The organism is Photobacterium sp. DA100, assembly GCF_029223585.1.
In the GTDB taxonomy this organism is placed as follows: domain Bacteria; phylum Pseudomonadota; class Gammaproteobacteria; order Enterobacterales; family Vibrionaceae; genus Photobacterium.
Genome location: NZ_CP119424.1, coordinates 399,793 through 416,459 on the forward strand (window position 1 = coordinate 399,793; position 16,667 = coordinate 416,459).

At 49.4% G+C, this 16,667-nt stretch carries 14 protein-coding genes; 11 read left to right on the top strand and 3 right to left on the bottom strand.

The genetic code is table 11. The annotated features are described in order from the left end of the window. The first annotated feature begins 87 nt into the window (after positions 1-87). From grdA (PTW35_RS19515) to PTW35_RS19555, 9 genes are all read left to right on the top strand, one after another. Positions 88-555: a glycine/sarcosine/betaine reductase complex selenoprotein A gene (grdA, locus tag PTW35_RS19515; RefSeq protein WP_082060501.1), complete on the top strand. Its 468-nt coding sequence runs from the start codon at positions 88-90 to the stop codon at positions 553-555. 14 nt (positions 556-569) lie between these two features. Beyond that, a complete protein-coding gene (gene grdA / locus PTW35_RS19520) occupies positions 570-1,034 on the top strand; it encodes a glycine/sarcosine/betaine reductase complex selenoprotein A (protein WP_082060500.1) in 465 nt (154 codons plus the stop codon). 80 nt (positions 1,035-1,114) lie between these two features. Beyond that, positions 1,115-2,656 (top strand): glycine/sarcosine/betaine reductase complex component C subunit beta, encoded by a 1,542-nt coding sequence (grdC, locus tag PTW35_RS19525; protein ID WP_281028593.1) that lies wholly within the window; start codon positions 1,115-1,117, stop codon positions 2,654-2,656. A 12-nt stretch (positions 2,657-2,668) separates the two neighbouring features. Continuing rightward, positions 2,669-3,832 carry a glycine/sarcosine/betaine reductase complex component C subunit alpha gene (gene grdD / locus PTW35_RS19530; protein ID WP_281028594.1) on the top strand — a complete coding sequence of 388 codons (1,164 nt, stop codon included), beginning with the start codon at positions 2,669-2,671 and terminating at the stop codon, positions 3,830-3,832. Between the two features lie 131 nt (positions 3,833-3,963). Beyond that, the gene (gene selD, locus PTW35_RS19535) at positions 3,964-5,007 is read left to right on the top strand and encodes a selenide, water dikinase SelD (protein WP_281028595.1); all 1,044 of its coding nucleotides are present in this window, start codon (positions 3,964-3,966) and stop codon (positions 5,005-5,007) included. Between the two features lie 104 nt (positions 5,008-5,111). Continuing rightward, entirely contained in the window at positions 5,112-6,404 is a 1,293-nt protein-coding gene (locus PTW35_RS19540) for a glycine/sarcosine/betaine reductase component B subunit (RefSeq protein WP_044621426.1), read from the top strand. Between the two features lie 14 nt (positions 6,405-6,418). Beyond that, entirely contained in the window at positions 6,419-7,717 is a 1,299-nt protein-coding gene (gene grdB, locus PTW35_RS19545) for a glycine reductase complex selenoprotein B (RefSeq protein ID WP_281028596.1), read from the top strand. A gap of 867 nt (positions 7,718-8,584) precedes the next feature. Further along, positions 8,585-9,859: a cytochrome c peroxidase gene (locus tag PTW35_RS19550; protein WP_281028597.1), complete on the top strand. Its 1,275-nt coding sequence runs from the start codon at positions 8,585-8,587 to the stop codon at positions 9,857-9,859. Continuing rightward, positions 9,856-10,836, top strand: coding sequence for a hypothetical protein (locus tag PTW35_RS19555; protein ID WP_281028598.1), 981 nt, complete (start codon positions 9,856-9,858; stop codon positions 10,834-10,836). The genes PTW35_RS19550 and PTW35_RS19555 overlap by 4 nt, the downstream gene beginning before the upstream one ends. A 39-nt stretch (positions 10,837-10,875) precedes the next feature. Here PTW35_RS19555 and PTW35_RS19560 read toward each other — a convergent pair whose 3' ends face one another. Beyond that, positions 10,876-11,361: a VOC family protein gene (locus PTW35_RS19560; RefSeq protein WP_039459513.1), complete on the bottom strand. Its 486-nt coding sequence runs from the start codon at positions 11,359-11,361 to the stop codon at positions 10,876-10,878. A 170-nt stretch (positions 11,362-11,531) separates the two neighbouring features. On the opposite strand from PTW35_RS19560, the gene PTW35_RS19565 reads away from it, so the two are divergent. After that, entirely contained in the window at positions 11,532-11,819 is a 288-nt protein-coding gene (locus PTW35_RS19565; protein WP_281028599.1) for a hypothetical protein, read from the top strand. A 179-nt stretch (positions 11,820-11,998) separates the two neighbouring features. Further along, a complete protein-coding gene (locus tag PTW35_RS19570; RefSeq protein WP_281028600.1) occupies positions 11,999-13,171 on the top strand; it encodes a cation:proton antiporter in 1,173 nt (390 codons plus the stop codon). A gap of 22 nt (positions 13,172-13,193) precedes the next feature. Here the strand turns inward: PTW35_RS19570 and PTW35_RS19575 are convergent, their stop codons facing one another. Together PTW35_RS19575 and PTW35_RS19580 are read right to left on the bottom strand one after the other, a co-directional pair. Next, the gene (locus PTW35_RS19575) at positions 13,194-14,741 is read right to left on the bottom strand and encodes a hypothetical protein (protein WP_281028601.1); all 1,548 of its coding nucleotides are present in this window, start codon (positions 14,739-14,741) and stop codon (positions 13,194-13,196) included. A gap of 74 nt (positions 14,742-14,815) precedes the next feature. After that, positions 14,816-16,339 (bottom strand): bifunctional UDP-sugar hydrolase/5'-nucleotidase, encoded by a 1,524-nt coding sequence (locus tag PTW35_RS19580; RefSeq protein ID WP_281029106.1) that lies wholly within the window; start codon positions 16,337-16,339, stop codon positions 14,816-14,818. Positions 16,340-16,667: the final 328 nt, after the last annotated feature.

Genomic DNA, 16,667 nt, shown 5'->3' on the forward strand with positions numbered 1-16,667 from the left:
GAATGGGTGAAAGCCCGTTGGCACAAATAAACCGGTGAGCAATCACCATTAGTAATAACTATGTAATCCGTACCCTTGGAGTGAACAATGCTCAAAGATAAGAAAGTGATTATCTTGGGAGACAGGGACGGTGTACCGGGTCAGGCAATTGAAGCCTGCATCAAATCTGCCGGTGCGCATGTTCTTTTCTCTACAACTGAGTGTTTCGTCTGAACCAGCGCAGGTGCTATGGATCTGGAAAACCAAAAGAGGATTAAAGGTTTCGCTGACGAGTTCGGCCCAGAGAATCTGGTTGTCGTCCTTGGCGGTGCTGAGGCGGAAGCTTCGGGCCTAGCGTGTGAAACCGTGACTAACGGCGATCCTACTTTTGCCGGACCATTGGCCGGAGTCCAGTTGGGACTCTCTTGTTATCATGTGGTTGAGCCGGAAATAAAAGACAATGTCGACGCTGCTACCTATGACGAGCAGGTCAGCATGATGGAAATGGTACTTGATGTCGATGCCATCGTGGCGGAAGTCAAAGAGTATCGTGAGCAATTTGGAAAGTATGTTTAATCGGGAGCAGAATTGTGTTCGCTAACAAAACAGTGATCATTCTGGGAGACCGTGACGGCGTACCTGGGCAGGCAATCGAAGCTTGCATGAAGACAACAGGTGCTCACGTTGCTTTCTCCACCACAGAATGTTTCGTCTGAACAAGCGCTGGCGCAATGGATCTTGAGAACCAAAAGCGGATTAAAGCCCTAGCCGATGAAAAAGGCGCCGAGAATCTGGTTGTGATTCTGGGTGGCGCAGAAGCGGAAGCTTCTGGCCTAGCGTGTGAAACCGTCACCACCGGTGATCCGACTTTTGCAGGACCATTGGCGGGAGTCCAGTTGGGACTCTCTTGTTATCACGTGGTTGAAGACGAAGTTAAAAATGCCGTCGATCCGGTTGTTTATGATGAACAAGTTGGAATGATGGAAATGGTACTTGATGTCGATGCTATCAAAGCGGAAATGCAACAATACCGCAGCGAAACTGCATTAGCATAAGTATATCTCAATGCTGGTTCGGATCTGTTTTCAAACAGGCAGGTTCGAACCTCTTATCCGGCTCGGATGCAGGAGTAACAATGGGATACGCAGTAATCAAAGGCGTGAGCTATGTGCTCGCCCATACCCCAGATGTGTTGATCCAACACGGTTCGGTGCAAGTTCAGACCAGGGCAAAAGACCCATCAGACGCTTACTTGCAGCAGTTGAAAGACCATCTTCGCCCCTTCGAAGAAGTGGTATCTTACCCCGCGAACCAGTGCTACATCGGAAACCTGACCCCACAGCAGTTGGCTGATATTCCCCTACCTTGGTATGAAAACCATGAGCACAAGGCCCATGAAGGTAAGTTCGGTGAAATTTACAGCCAGCCTCAATTTTATGCCATGTTGAATCACGTTGACGTGTTCAACTTGGTCCACCTTACCCAGGAATTCATTGATAGCTATCAGTCTAGTGCTGGCCACCATCCGCTATACGGCGAGGTTGATTTATTGGCAGGCCATCAGCTGATCAGCAAAGACGAAATCCTGGCGTTGGTTGAACATCATCAGGCCGAAGTCCTGATGATGAACGGCGAGTTGGTCGGCTGTGTGAAAGCCGCCCACGACGAAGACGAAAATCTCTCAGCCCATATCATGCTGGAAAACCTTTGCACAAAGGCGTCTGGTGTGATGGCAGCAATGCACCTCAAGCAGCAGGGCATTGAACTTGATAACGTTGACTACATCATTGAATGTTCTGAAGAAGCGTGTGGCGATATCAACCAGCGTGGCGGCGGTAACTTCGCCAAAGCGATTGGGGAAATCATCGGCTGTAACAGCGCGACGGGCTCTGACGTCCGCGGTTTCTGCGCCGCACCGGCTCATGCGATGACACTGGCTGCAGCTTTAGTGAAATCAGGCGTGTTCAAGAACGTGATGGTGGTTGCAGGTGGCGCGGTTGCCAAACTGGGCATGAACGGCCGTGACCATGTGAAGCAAAACATGCCGGTATTGGAAGATTGCCTGGCAGGCTTTGCCTGCATGGTGACAGAAAACGACGGTGTCAGCCCGGAAATCAATACTGATATTGTCGGCCGTCACCAGATCGGGACGGGCTCATCGCCTCAGGCCGTTATGACAGCTCTGATTGCCAATCCGCTGAAAGCAGCGGGCATGAAGATGACCGATATCGACAAGTACTCGGTGGAAATGCAAAACCCTGAGATCACCAAGCCAGCCGGCGCCGGGAATGTGCCCGAGTCCAACTACAAGATGATTGCGGCACTGGCAGTGAAAGAAGGCCAAATGGAGCGTACTCAGCTTCCCGCCTTTGTTCAGCAGCATGGCATGACAGGTTTTGCGCCGACCCAGGGCCATATTCCATCAGGGGTTCCCTTCCTTGGCTTTGGCCGCGAGATGATTATCAACGGTGAAATCAACAATTTCATGATGGTCGGCAAAGGCAGCTTGTTCCTCGGGCGTATGACCAACTTGTTCGATGGCCTCAGCTTTGTGGTGCAGAAGAACAGCGGCAAACAAGCACAAGCCTTTGACGAAAATCAGGTTAAACAAGTCGTTGCGCAGGCAATGCGCGATGTGGCTGAGAACCTACTGACCCCTAAACAGGGTGAGCAGTAACCGGAGGCTGAGATGGCGAATATCAATCAACAACTGGCCGATACTTTCAATGCCATGGCTGATGGCTTGATGAGTGGACAGTTTGGCAAAAAACTTCGCATCGGCCTGACCCTAATTGGCAGCGAGCACGGGTCTGAAGAATTACTGCGCGGGGCACAGATGGTTGCCCGCCAGTACAGTGATATCGAACCTGTCCTGATTGGCTGTGATGGACCAGATTGTGGCTTCGAATGTTATCCGGCAGCGGATCTGCATGAGTGCCACAAGGTGATGGAAAGCCTGTTTGCCGAGCAGCAGCTCGACGGCTGCGTCACCCTTCATTACGCTTTCCCATTAGGAGTGAGCACCATGGGCAAGGTGGTAACACCGTCAACGGGGCGTGAAATGATCATCGCTTCTACGACAGGGACCACCGATACCCAGCGTCAGGCAGCCATGCTGAAAAATGCGATTTACGGTATCGCGCTGGCTAAATCAACAGGGATCGAAAAACCGACTGTCGGTGTGCTCAATGTGGATGGCGCCGCAGTGTGCGAACGGGCACTGCGTGAGCTGAAGCAGGGTGGTTACGATATCCAGTTTGCCGAATCCGGACGAGCTGATGGCGGTATTGCCATGCGCGGCAACGATCTGTTGCAGGGCACACCGGATGTAATGGTGACCGATAGCCTGACTGGCAATCTGCTGATGAAAATGTTCTCGTCATTTACGACTGGTGGTAGTTATGAAGCCTCTGGCTTTGGCTATGGACCGGGGTTAGGTGAGGGCGCGACGAAACAACCTGTGAATATCATCTCACGGGCGTCAGGCGCACCGGTTGTGGCAGGAGCCATGAGGTTGTGTGCTGACGCAGCGAGAGGAGAGGTTATGAAGCGCGTTGACGAGGAATGGGAAGCCGCCACCCTGTCAGGGTTAAACAGTGTCTTGACCAGGTATTGCACGGCCAAGCCTGCTGCGGAGCAGACTGAAACGGTGGTTGCACCACCGGAGAAGGTGACCGACGCAGAGATAGGCGGGATAGATATCCTCGCTATCGAAGAGGCCTGCCAGGCACTGTGGAAAGCGAACATTTTTGCCCGCACCGGGATGGGCTGTACGGGTCCTATCGTGCTAGTGGCAAAAGATGATTTGGAACAAGCAAGAACCAGGTTAGTTGAGGCAGACTATATCAGCTAACATGGATTTCTGCTTTAAATCCAGATGATTACACTATTCTGTCCGATTGGAATAGTTCATCGGGGCCTCAGTTGCTGATATTGATATCAAATAGTGGGGCACCCTTACCGTCCACTTCAAAGGAATTAGAGATGACAGAGAAAATTCGTCTGACGCAGATGACCAAGAAAGCCGGGTGAGCCGCTAAAATAGGCCCCAAGGCCATGGCGCAGGTTCTGCAGTCCATTTCACCCCTATTTCCCGAACAAGCGTATCCCAATCTGATGGTTGGGTTGACGGTAAGTGATGATGCTGCCGTCTACAAAATCAACGACGATGTTGCCGTTATCCAAACATTGGATTTCTTTACTCCGATCGTGGATGACCCCTATGACTTCGGTGCCATTGCCGCAGCGAATGCCCTGAGTGATGTCTATGCCATGGGTGGTCAGGTAACACTGGCGATGAATATCTTTTGTGTGCCAACCGACCTTCCTCAAGAGGTTGTCGGCCAAATCCTCAAAGGCGGTGCGGAGAAAGTCCGTGAAGCCGGCGCGGTATTGGTTGGCGGCCATACCGTGGAAGACAGCGAGCCGAAGTTTGGCTTGTCTGTGATGGGTACCATCCACCCGTCCAAAGTGCAAACCAAGGCGGCGGTGGAAAGTGGCGATGTCCTGGTACTGACCAAACCTATTGGTACCGGGCTGATCTCGACAGCTGCAAAACGCGGTAAAGCTAGTCAGGCGGCGATCAAAGCTTCTACTGACAATATGAAAAAGCTAAACCGCAAGGCGGCTGAGATCTTTGCCAACTACCCCGTTAAGGCGTGTACCGATGTCACTGGTTACTCCCTGTTGGGCCATGCCCATGAAATGGCAGAGAAAAGTGATATCTGTATGCACTTCAAGGCGGAGCAGGTGCCGTTCTTACCAGAAGCTGAAGACTATGCCGCTCAAGGGTTATTCCCGGGCGGGGCGAAGCGCAATCTCGAAGCGTATCGTGAAGACATAGCTTTCGACGATGGTCTGGATGAAAGTTGGCATCGCAAGCTGTGCTGCCCGGAAACCTCCGGCGGCCTGCTGGCAGCAGTACCGAAAGATTGTCTGGATGCGTTATTAACTGAATTTAGCAGTCAAGATGAACCCTGTTGGGTTGTCGGGTTTGCCGAGGTAGGTTCTGGCCTCAAGGTCAGCTAACTCGGTCACTAATCAGGTTGTCCGGCCTCAGCCGAGGCCGGCACCTTGCTAAATCAATTCTATCTTGGGATCTCCTCCCATTTGACGCTTGTTTGGAGAAACACATGAAACTCGAACTAGGCAATATCCATGTTCGCGATCTGGCCTTTGGTCCAGTAAGCGAAGTCAAAGAAAATACCGTGGTCATCGATCAGCAGGCATTAATTGCCCACCTGACCGAGCTGGATCACCGTATCCGCTCGTTAGAACTGTCTATCGCCAAACCCGGCGACAGCACCCGCATTATGCCGGTTAAAGATGTTATCGAACCGCGCGTTAAAGTCGGCTGCGAAGGCGATATCTTCCCAGGGCGCCACCTCGGCGAAGAAGCCATGGTCGGTGAAGGCCGCACCCATGTGCTAAAAGGCATGGCAGTGGTGACCACCGGTGAAATCGTTGGTTTCCAGGAAGGGATCATCGATATGAGCGGGCCGGGCGCGGATTACACGCCGTTCTCGTCAACCCTTAACCTGGTTATCCAGTGCGAAGTGGACGATAGCTGTAACCAGTACGATCACGAAGGCGTGGTTCGTTTGGTGGGCTTGGAAGCCGCTCGCTGGATCGGCCGTTTGGCTGAGCATGTTGAGCCACAAGAGATTGAGACTTACGAAACCAAGCCACTGCTAGAGCAAGCTGCACAATTCCCGCACCTGCCGAAAGTGGGTTATGTCTACATGCTGCAAAGCCAGGGCTTGCTGCACGACACTTATTACTACGGTGTTGATGTGAAGGGCATTCTGCCAACATTGATGTACCCAACCGAAGTGATGGACGGCGCGATCATCAGTGGTAACTGTGTATCGGCCTGTGACAAGAACACCAGCTTCGTTCACCAGAACAGCCCGGTCATTTATGACCTATACCGCCACCACGGCACTAAGTATAACTTCATGGGCGTTATCGTGACGAACGAAAACGTCACCCTGAAAGACAAAGAGCGCTCTTCGAACTTCACCGTCAAGCTCGCCAAGCAAATGGGTTGGGAAGCGGCGATTGTCAGCGAGGAAGGCTTTGGTAACCCAGATGCCGACTTGATGATGAACTGTGCCAAATTGGAAGCCGCAGGTATCAAGACTGTATTGCTGACTGACGAATATGCCGGCCAGAACGGTGAAAGCCAGTCATTGGCAGACTCCCACAAGAGTGCCGATGCGGTGATCACCAACGGTAACGCGAATCAGCTAGTGACCCTACCTGCCATGAATACCGTGATTGGCCACGACCGCTATGCCGATGTGGTCGCGGGTGGCTTTAACGGTAGCTTGCATGAAGACGGTTCAATCACTGTAGAACTACAGGCGATTATCGGTGCGACCAGTGAGCTTGGTTTCCACACCCTCACCACCAAAGCTAGCTAAGCGAGGACACGCAAATGACAATTAAAGTCGTATATTACCTAAACCAGTTCTTCGCCCAGAAAGGTGGTGAAGAGATGGCCCACATTCCAATGGAAGTGGCGGAAGGTCCGGTTGGCGTCGGTGCGCAAGTGAACACCATGCTGAAGGACAAAGCAGAAATCACCCATACCATTATCTGTGGTGACTCCTACTTCAACGAAAACGAAAGCCTATGTTGCCACGGCCTGCAGGAAATATTAGCCCAGCTGAAACCTGATCTTGTGGTAGCAGGCCCGGCCTTTAACGCCGGCCGCTATGGTATGGCGTGCGGTACGGTAGCAAAAGTGGCGCATGAGATGGGTATCACTACTATCTCTGGTATGTACCCTGAAAACCCTGGTTACGAACTATTCCGTCAATATGCCTACATGGTTGAAACCGGCAATAGCGCTGCCAGCATGCGTAAAGCGGTGCCGGCAATGGTTAACCTGATCAACCGCTTTATCGACACTGAAGGTGAAATGGGCTCGCCGGAAGAAGCTGGCTACATGGCCCGCGGTATCCGTGTAAACTTCTTCGCGCAAAAGCGTGGTTCTGAGCGTGCGGTTGATTTGTTGATTAACAAGTTGGCGGGTAGCGAGTATACAACCGAATACCCAATGCCAGTGTTTGACCGTGTCGAGCCCCAACCTCCGGTTGAAATGCTCAGCATAGCTAAGTTTGCGTTGGTAACATCTGGTGGTGTGGTGCCTAAAGGTAACCCGGATCATATCGAGTCCTCCAGTGCTTCCAAGTACGGTGAGTACAGCATTCAGGGGCTAGAGTGCTTGACCGAAGATACTCACGAAACCGCACACGGCGGCTACGACCCTGTGGCATGTAACAACAACCCTAACCGCGTACTGCCTGTCGATGTACTGCGCGACATGGAACGCGAAGGCGTCATCGGTAGTCTGCATGATATGTTCTACACCACGGTTGGTAACGGTACGGCGGTTGCCAAAGCCAAAGAATACGGTGCAGAAATCGCGATGAAGCTGCAGAAAGCCGGGGTCACCGCTGCTATCTTTACTTCCACTTGAGGCACTTGCACACGTTGCGGCGCAACGATGGTCAAAGAAATCGAGAAAGTCATGCCAGTGGTTCACATTGCAACCGTAGTTCCAATTTCGAAAACAGTCGGCGCAAACCGTATTGTTCCAGCCGTGGCAATCCCACACCCACTGGGCAATCCGACTATGCAGCCAGCTGAAGAGAAATACCTGCGTCGTCAGTTAGTCGAGAAGGCACTACGTGCACTTCAGACTAAGATTGATGATCAAACGGTATTCTAAGTCGAGACTTGTGTAATTGCCCAATTGCATGAGACCAAGCCAGCCGGTAACGGCTGGCTTTTTTATTTTATACCCAAGTTACCTCAAGGTGCTGAACCTGCATCTTGAAGTAGCTTGGGTATATTCCTAGATGTAATAAAGATTTTATTTATGAACGTGGCTAAATAACCATCTGTGGATTATGGTTATTGATGGCGGTTTTGACTAAATTACTGTGCACTTGTGTGAACATCTATGTATGTAATCTGCGATTGATTTATTGAATGTGTGACGCCGCTTCATAAAGGAATTTTTGCCAAGAGAGTAAGAACATTCTCAATAGAAAATTTTTCACTTTATATATTAAAAATATGATGGGGTATTTTTAAAATAATCACTTGTTTATTCGGTTTGATGTGTTTTGTTATTGATTTAACCAGTATTAAAGTGTTTGAGAAATATTCATAGGTTAAATTAAATCAACAAATAATTTATATAAGGTAAATATATTTATGGTAAGGGCAGTTACTCGTCCTCTCTTTGTCTTTATCTCAATTATTTATAGCGTGATGGCGATCGCATCAGAGAGTATCGAGGCTGCTAGTGAGTTTGGATGGAGGGCGTATAGCGTTGAGAAATTTAATGATGTACCCATTAATCAGATACATAGTTGGAATTTGTACATAACTGATAGTTCAGGAAATCCTACCGACTGTGTTCCACTGCAGGTAAGAGGTGGTATGCCTGCTCATCGGCATGGTTTACCTACTCAACCCCAATGGCACCAAGAGAGAGACGTTGGAAACTACCGAATAGATGGCTTGAAGTTTCAGATGCCGGGTTTATGGCAAGTGGTCTTTTCATGTAAGGATGACAGAGAGCGTACCCATGAATTTATCTTTGAGTTTATGCTTTAGGCGCTTCAATTACCTATTGCTGTGTATGGTGATTATCGGGTGCCCCGGGGAGGGACCCGCTTTTCGCCAGCATTGGAACCAAGATGATCTAAGGATTCTGCAGTCACTGCATTTGTCCAATCTACCGCCAGTCACTGATCCTGGTAATGCTTATATCGGTAATGATGCTGCCGCAGAGCTGGGACGAAAATTGTTTTTCTCACCACAGTTAAGCCAAAAAGGCGATACCTCCTGTGCCCATTGCCACCAACCTAAACATTACTTCACATCGGGTAAAGCGGTAGACGGCAAGCGTAATACGCCCACTGTGGTGGGCAGTGCGGCTTTTTCTTGGCAATTTTGGGATGGCCGGGCTGATAGTTTATGGTCACAGGCACTGTTTCCGCTCGAAGATCCTACTGAGCATGCACTGAGTCGGCTTGAAGTTGTTCATATAGTACTGGACAACTTCCAGGATGACTACAAAGAGGCATTTGGAGCAACGGAACAACTGACTAATTTTCTGAACGAAAAGGCATCATTGCCAAGACAAGCCTCGCCAGTAAACAGTGCCGAAAACTGGGAGTTGTTGACCGATGGGCAGCGCAGCCAAATCAACCAGATTTATGCGTCAATAGGTAAGGCTTTGGCGGCATACCAAGCCAGACTGATGCCCGCAGAGTCGAGGTTTGATAAGTATGTCGAAGCGGTTGTCAAAAAAGATTATGGGTCGGCTCATCAGCTTTTGAGCCCCGCTGAAGAGGCAGGGCTGCGCCTATTTATCAGCGACAGGGGGCGTTGTATCCGCTGTCATAGCGGACCATTGTTTTCAAATGGAGGATTCACCGCAACCGCAGCGCCTGGGAGTCTGCATGATGAAGGGCGCTTGGCGATTATTGAGCAACTGCCAAATAATGAGTTCAATTGCTTAAGCCGATATGCCGATGAAGGTGAAGGTAGTTGTGATGAGCTGGTGTATTTAAAAACAGCAGGTGAAGAGTTACGCCATGCATTTAAAGTCCCAACACTCAGAAATATAAGCTTAACGGCACCGTACATGCACAACGGCGCGTTTAATGAGCTTAGTGAGGTAATGGATTATTACAATCGCTCGCCTCGGAATAGCTTGAACCACACAGAGCTAGAACCGCTTTACCTATTTCCCTTCCAACTCAAACAACTTGAGCAGTTTTTATTGTCACTTGAAAGTGGAATAGCACCTTCATCTGTATGGGAGCTTGCCCACAACCAGGAGAAAGTAGAATGAAATATATTTCCCTGTTGTTTATTAGCCTATTTTCACTACCTAGTTGGGCACATGTACGATGGTTTGTTAACTCCACGCAATATACGGATGTAAGCCTACCGGTTGATGCGTTATTCTATTCGATATTAGTGGCCGTACTGGGTTTTTGTCTCTTTGCGTATGTTGTTACTCGGCAAGGGTTAATCGGCTCGGTGACATCCAATCCTGTTATGACCGACTCCTTCTTTTTTTGGCGGCTTTTAACCGTCGTCATGGCGTTATTTTTTATCCTCAATGTGGTGCTGGGCGAGTTTATTGCGCCGAATCTCCAATTGGATACGGGACGTGAGATGATTGGTGTTTGTTTGCAAGTTGCTGTGGCCACCGTCATGGTTTTTTCGGTAACAATCAGTGGGTTTATGATTTTGTTGATCGCAATGGCCTCGAGCATATTGTTGCCATTTTCAGCAGTGATTGACTATCTTCCAGAGCTTATCGGTATTGGGGGCGCGTTAGTATTGATTGGCCCTTACATTACTCCCTTTGATAAGAAAATGTTCAGTTACTTAGCCCAGCAAATCGGTGGGAGAGAAGCCGCCGTGATTTTGCTTCGTTTTATGTTGGGGTTACAACTGCTGATATTGGGGCTGCACAATAAACTCATGCTGCCAGGTTTATCGCTGACGTTTCTTGAAATGTATCCTTACTATAACTTTTTCCAGTTACTTGGCTGGGAAGCATTCAGTCACTTGCATTTTGTCTGGTTTGTGGGTTTGAGTGAGTCTCTGCTTGGCCTAATGCTAATGTTAGGCTTCGCAAACCGATTGGTGATGGGGTTGCTGGCGACTATTTTCGTGATAACGACCTATGTAGCGGGGCCAGCCGATGTGTTGGGCCATCTCCCTATTTTTGCCATCGCCTTTATTTTGTTGTGTGAGTCGGTCAACAAAGTACCGAGTGCTATCGCTGTGAAAACAATAGGCTTAGGTGACACATAGAAGCGAAATAGCCAGCCTGACTAGGCTGGCTTTCGGTTTTTACTCGTACTCAGAAGCGTAAGTTTCTTCGTAAGTGTGAGAGTAAAGCTCAAACAAGTTACCGAACGGGTCTTCCAGGTAAACCATTTTAGCTGGCTTGTTATCATCTTCTGGGTGGTAGCGCATGATATCCATACGTACTTTACCGCCGAACTTCTCCACTTTTTCAATCGTCGCCGCGAAATCATCGGTCTGAAGGCAGAAGTGGAAAATACCCAGGCGAGAGAAATCAACCTCGTGACGTTCTTGGCGCTCTTTCATTTCGAACAGTTCAACACCAATGCCATCGGTAGTGACAAGGTGGGCAATGTTGAAGCCTTTGAAGCCTTCACCGAAAACAGCGATACACATTCTGCCGATGGCGGTTTCACGCTCTTCAACAACTTTAGTGTTACCCATAACGACTTTCAGGCCTAGAGCATTGGTATAAAACTCAACTGCTTTATCCATATCGCCGACCATGATACCTACGTGATTCATTTTCATAATTTGCTCCAGACTCTGATGTCTTGCTTCGTGATTAGTACAAGATTTGTTTCGATGGAGAGAGTATATGGAGAACTAAAAATTAAATAAAATTATCAAAAATTATAAAAATAATAATTTAATTTTATTGAAAGATATGCCGATTTATATCGTTTCTTCATTGGACGAATATGGACAAGCTCTATAACAAAGGCGAATCGTTGCGTCATCATGAAATCACTCACTCTCACTCCCGTTTCCTTTGTGTAAACTCGCATCCAGGAACAAACGTGTCGAGTACTAAAAAACAAAAACTGATGCGTCAACGTCAGTTTGAACATGCCTTCGGTGGTATCCAACTCAAATCCCTCATACACCGCACCAAGTTCGACATAGGCACTCCAACGCTCGGTGACCGTGCATTTTTGCTCCAGAGAGATCCCCATCTCGTGTATACCGGACTGGGTATGAGGCTGTAAGTTGCCGTCGCGGCAGTGGAGTTACTGCTTTTTCAGCTGTTGATGCTTGGAGCCCACAATAAACTCATGCTACCTAGTTTGTCGGATTAAGTGAGTCGGTGAACACTACAGCTGGTGAGAATTCACCTAAAGTAAAAGAATGTGGTGCTCAAACAAACTGAGAATGCAATCCCAAAGACATGCCAGTTGAAACGATGCCTGATTTGTTGATTATCGGCTTTATTTTCCTGATCGGTTGGCTCGCTCACGCTATCAGTTCACGAGCCCATATCCCCCGTGTCACCATCCTGGTTTCAATTGGTGTGCTAGTAGGGCCGGTCGGGCTGGATATCGTTCCGGCGGCATTTACCCAACACTTTTCAACCGTCACCCACCTAGCATTGGCGATGATTGGTTTTTTGCTTGGCGAAAGCTTTGCAGGGCGGGATCTCATTGCCGAGCGACGCCAGATCTTTCTCATTTCACTCGGTGCCTCTTTGGTGCCTGCAATCGCCGTATTTAGCCTTGTCTTCCTGGCGACCTCCAACCTTGTTTTGTCCTTGGTCCTTGCGGGTATTGCAACGGCAACCGATCCGGCCGCTACCGTCGATGTTATTCATGAGTACAGGGCCCATGGGGCCGTATCCAGGCTCCTCAAGGGGGTCGTTGCGGTCGATGATGCGTGGGGCGTAATAATATTCAGCTTGCTATTGGTTGCCGCGACCACTGTCGCTGGTAATGAGACAAGTGTGGGCGATATTGCACACAGTGCCTGGGAGGTGTTCGGGGCATTGCTATTGGGGGTTGTCATCGGAATACCGATGTCGGCAGTGGTAGGGCGTCACCGGCCCGGCGAGCCGACGCTTGTTGAAGCGATGGGGTTTGTTTTCATCTGTGGTGGTTGTGCTCTCTTCTTAGAAGTCTCTTATTTGCTAGCTTGTATGATGCTAGGGGCAACAGTGGCAAGAAGGGCAAAACATATCGAAAGGCCTTTTCATGATATTGAAACAGTCAGTGATCCTTTTCTCATCATCTTCTTTCTTCTCTCCGGAATGAGCATTGAACTCTCGGCTCTTAACCTGTTGGGTGTTATCGGCCTTGTATACGTGCTTGCCCGGTGTCTTGGCAAAATTTTCGGAGCGGTGGTGTTTGCACATTTTGCTCAGTCATCGCCACAGGTAACCCGTTATTTGGGCTGGTGCTTATTACCACAGGCTGGCGTGGCGATCGGTATGGCATTATTGGTTGGAGAGCGGCTGCCAGAAATTGGCGAGCCCGTTTTGACCTTAGCGGTGACCACGACGGTATTCTTTGAATTAATCGGGCCGCTTGTTACGCGGTGGAGCCTTTACCGTGCCGGGGAATTACAGTGAACAGTTGCATTGATAGGTCAGTCTATTGGTTGTCTGGACCTGAGATGACAAACTTATTTACAGTATCAACGAGATACTCGACTGAGCCCCAGCCGTTACTTTCCGAAAAGCTCTCGTGGTTCTGAAATTGGGGAATTGCCAAGTAACGCCCAGAAAAATTATACAGATACCGAAAAATGCCAATCCACTGCATAAGCTGGGCATGGCTGATCTTGCTGCGGTACGAGGCCGGCAACCAATTGTCGAAGTGGCACCAGAATTGATTGTGCCAGTCGGGGCGGGTAGGGACAGCATTATTCTTGGTCGAAATTTCAAGCTGTCCGGTATGGGTGAGCACGCCAAGGCCTAACTGCCAATGCTCACATTGGTTGTGATGGCTAAACTGGTACCACTTTTCATGCCACCAACTCAGAGTCTGCTTGTTGCTTGTTACTTCAGATGATGCAAAGGAGGGCTCATGGCAAGGAAAAGCATGAAGGTAATACAAATTGGCCTGATCGAGTTTCACCTGTTCGGCAAAAGCGGTTATCGCTGCCCCCCGAATAAAGCTTTCATGCTCTAGTACCAAGTTGAGATCAATATTGCTGGGAAGGTGCTGTTTAAGGTTTTGAAAATGCGAATGGGCCGCATATACAGGCCGTAGCAATGTACCCTCATTGGATTTGGCAAATTCGCGAGTACAGTAAGCCAGCTTGTCAAACTGCTGGCGAGACATAATTTTTTGGTAAGTGAGCTTGGCGGTATGCAACACATCTTTCGAGGGAGGGACGGCTTGTTCAATGCTATCCAAGGTATATTCACCGCTTTCGTCAGGGTGATGGCACTGATGGGCCTTCCGTATATCCATTGAACTTTGTGGTAACAGGTTATCGCTGATCAAAAGCAGATAACCCGTAGCGCTGTCCGCGGTAGTGAGAAACCAGCAATCCAGCCCACGTTGTTTTAACTTGGCTGATTTGACTTTGGTGTTATTGCTTGCGCTAAGACCGGATCGGCAGCGAACAACATGGCTATGGGTATGTAGTGATACCGTATGCTGCTGTGCGAGCCAACATTGTTCGTAGCTATAGCTGACAGCCTCGAGTAACTGTGTGAGTGTACGGAGTCGTTGGTAAAACAGCTTTTTGTTCAAGGCTGAGCGGATTTGCAACTCATTGGCCGGGCAGCCGGACAATAACAAATCGAGAAGAGGTTGGAGGCTCCGGGCCTGCTTTTTGGGGTTGGCCAGACTGGCAACGGTGTGGCATTGGCTACATCTTAGGCGCTGAGTTCCAATACGGGTTTTATCATGGGGCCTCCATTGGCGCTGCACAGGGTTATCGCCTGGTAATTGTCCTTGGCAGCGACACTGTAGCGAAAGTGAAGTGATAGCGTTTCTTCTTTGCTGGTCGATATAGTTGGCCAGCGTAATGATTGGCCGATTCAAAAGTTTGGGCGGATAGGCCCCGCATTTGGGGCAGTAATAGGCAGGGTAGCCCAGGCGTGACGAAGGCGTGTACAAGTTGAGATCTGGATTGCCTAGATTTTCACAGCCGAAGGTTTTACAGCCGTTGTATTCGTTTCGAAACACTTGCCACCTGCATCAGTATATAAAGGGCGAGTATCCTCGCCCTTTATCTCTAGTTTACCGTGTGAACGGCCAGTTTACAGCTCGCTGACATCAACTTGGCGGCCTAGCTCGGGTACGGTTACCGTTTTTTGTTGTTTGAAGGCGTCGATCAATACCTGCATAACGAGATCACCTTCCGATTCCTTCTTGCCTTGGGCAAAAACATGGTAGCCGTCGCCGCCGCTGGCTGCATAGGAGTATGTGGCAACCCGGTAGGTTTGGGTCGGTTCGACGTCTTCGCCATTGATTTTAAGGCTCAGCAAACGTTGGTTTTCTGGCTTGGTGCTATCGTAGGTGGTTTCAATGCCAGCAAACTGGGCAAGTCCGTAAGGTAAGGTGTAGCTGTACTCTAGCAGCTCTTTCACTTGTGCTCCGTTCAGGGAGACGACAGAGAGGGTATCGGTAAACGGGAAGACGTTCATGACATTTTCCATCGTCACAGGGCCTTGATTTAGATCCACCCGAATGCTGCCTGAGCTGATCATCGCAATATCGGCTTGGCCGGCTTCTTTCATCATATCTGCAACCAGGTTACCGATATTCGATTCACGGTAATAGCGGCGAAAAGCGGTGGCATCAATCGTCGCTAGCTCTTCAGCAAGTTGTGGGTATTGCTGGCGTGCATTTTCAATCAGTTGGCTGGTTTTTGGATCACGCTTTAATTTGTCGGACTCAACCGGTATTAACTTACCATCCAGTAAAGTCACTGAGTTCTTATCCGTGTCGATTGCGAACTTGGTGTAACCCAGGTACTTGCCCTGCCCGAAGGTCAGGCCAATGACGGTACCTGTTTCCGGGTGAACAACTGGCTCCCACAGGCCGTGATCCGAATGGCCACCAAAGATAACATCCACTCCTTTCAGTTTACCGGCCATCTCGTAGTCTTCTTCGAACCCACGCTGCACATCAGGATCGGCTTCTTTGTCGGTTTGCATTGGGGCTGTTTTGTTCTGGTGGGTCAGTACCACGACCATATCAACTTCATCACGGATCTTATCAACCCAGTACTGCGCTGTTTCGATGGGATCTTTGACGGTCAGGCCCTTGCGGTTACCTTTCCACATCGTGTTGTAGAAAGCATCAATTCCCATGACGCCGACAACGCCAATTCGTACACCGTCTCGCTCGAGAATGGTGTATGGCTGGGCAAACTGGACATCACCGCTTTCGTAGACAATATTGGCATTCAAAACCGGAAAACGTGCTCGTGGCATCGTGTCGCGAAGGGACTCCCAGCCATATTCGAATTCGTGGTTGCCCAAGGTGATCGCGTCGTAACCCATTGCACTGTAGAGATCGAAAGAAAGTTTGCCGAGGGTTTTCTTTGATAGTGAGCCCGTGTAGATATCACCGGCATCAAGCAAGAAACTGGTTTCTTCTTCGGCCTGGACTTGCTTGATGAGCGTCGCGAGGTAAGGGATGCCGCCGATTCGGCTGATGCCTTCGTTCCAGAATGCGTCGACGGGTTCATAGACGCTCTCGATGTCGTTGGTGTGCAGTAGGGTGACTTCTTTAATCTCTGCCAGAGAAAGTGAAGAAAAACCTGTCAGGGATAGCATGATCGCGACAGTCAGTGGCTTGCGCTGGATAAACGTCATTGTGTTGTGCTCGCAGTAGTTAATCGTTTGCATGTTGGAGATGGTGTGACTTTAGAGATAAATCGGCGCTACAAATTTGACATTCATCACACAACCAAAGCGGTCATTGATGGCTTTTTATAGAAGTTACCTTTTGAGTGAAAGGTGAATGATGCTGCGAATTAGACGGGTCGAGAAGAGGGATATACAAGAGGCTGCTCAATTCAGGCAGCCTCTTATACCCAAGTTACTTCAAGGTGCAGGATTAAGAGGGGTGTCAGCGCCTTCAATCCAAGGCGAAGGTTTGCAG

Bases quoted from the DNA above. Each gene is read 5' to 3' on its own strand.
- grdC (WP_281028593.1), top strand. From the start codon at position 1,115: ATGGGATACGCAGTAATCAAAGGCGTGAGCTATGTGCTCGCCCATACC.
- grdD (WP_281028594.1), top strand. From the start codon at position 2,669: ATGGCGAATATCAATCAACAACTGGCCGATACTTTCAATGCCATGGCT.
- PTW35_RS19540 (WP_044621426.1), top strand. From the start codon at position 5,112: ATGAAACTCGAACTAGGCAATATCCATGTTCGCGATCTGGCCTTTGGT.
- PTW35_RS19550 (WP_281028597.1), top strand. From the start codon at position 8,585: ATGAATTTATCTTTGAGTTTATGCTTTAGGCGCTTCAATTACCTATTG.
- PTW35_RS19555 (WP_281028598.1), top strand. From the start codon at position 9,856: ATGAAATATATTTCCCTGTTGTTTATTAGCCTATTTTCACTACCTAGT.
- PTW35_RS19560 (WP_039459513.1), bottom strand. From the start codon at position 11,361: ATGAAAATGAATCACGTAGGTATCATGGTCGGCGATATGGATAAAGCA.
- PTW35_RS19565 (WP_281028599.1), top strand. From the start codon at position 11,532: ATGGACAAGCTCTATAACAAAGGCGAATCGTTGCGTCATCATGAAATC.
- PTW35_RS19570 (WP_281028600.1), top strand. From the start codon at position 11,999: ATGCCAGTTGAAACGATGCCTGATTTGTTGATTATCGGCTTTATTTTC.
- PTW35_RS19580 (WP_281029106.1), bottom strand. From the start codon at position 16,339: ATGCTATCCCTGACAGGTTTTTCTTCACTTTCTCTGGCAGAGATTAAA.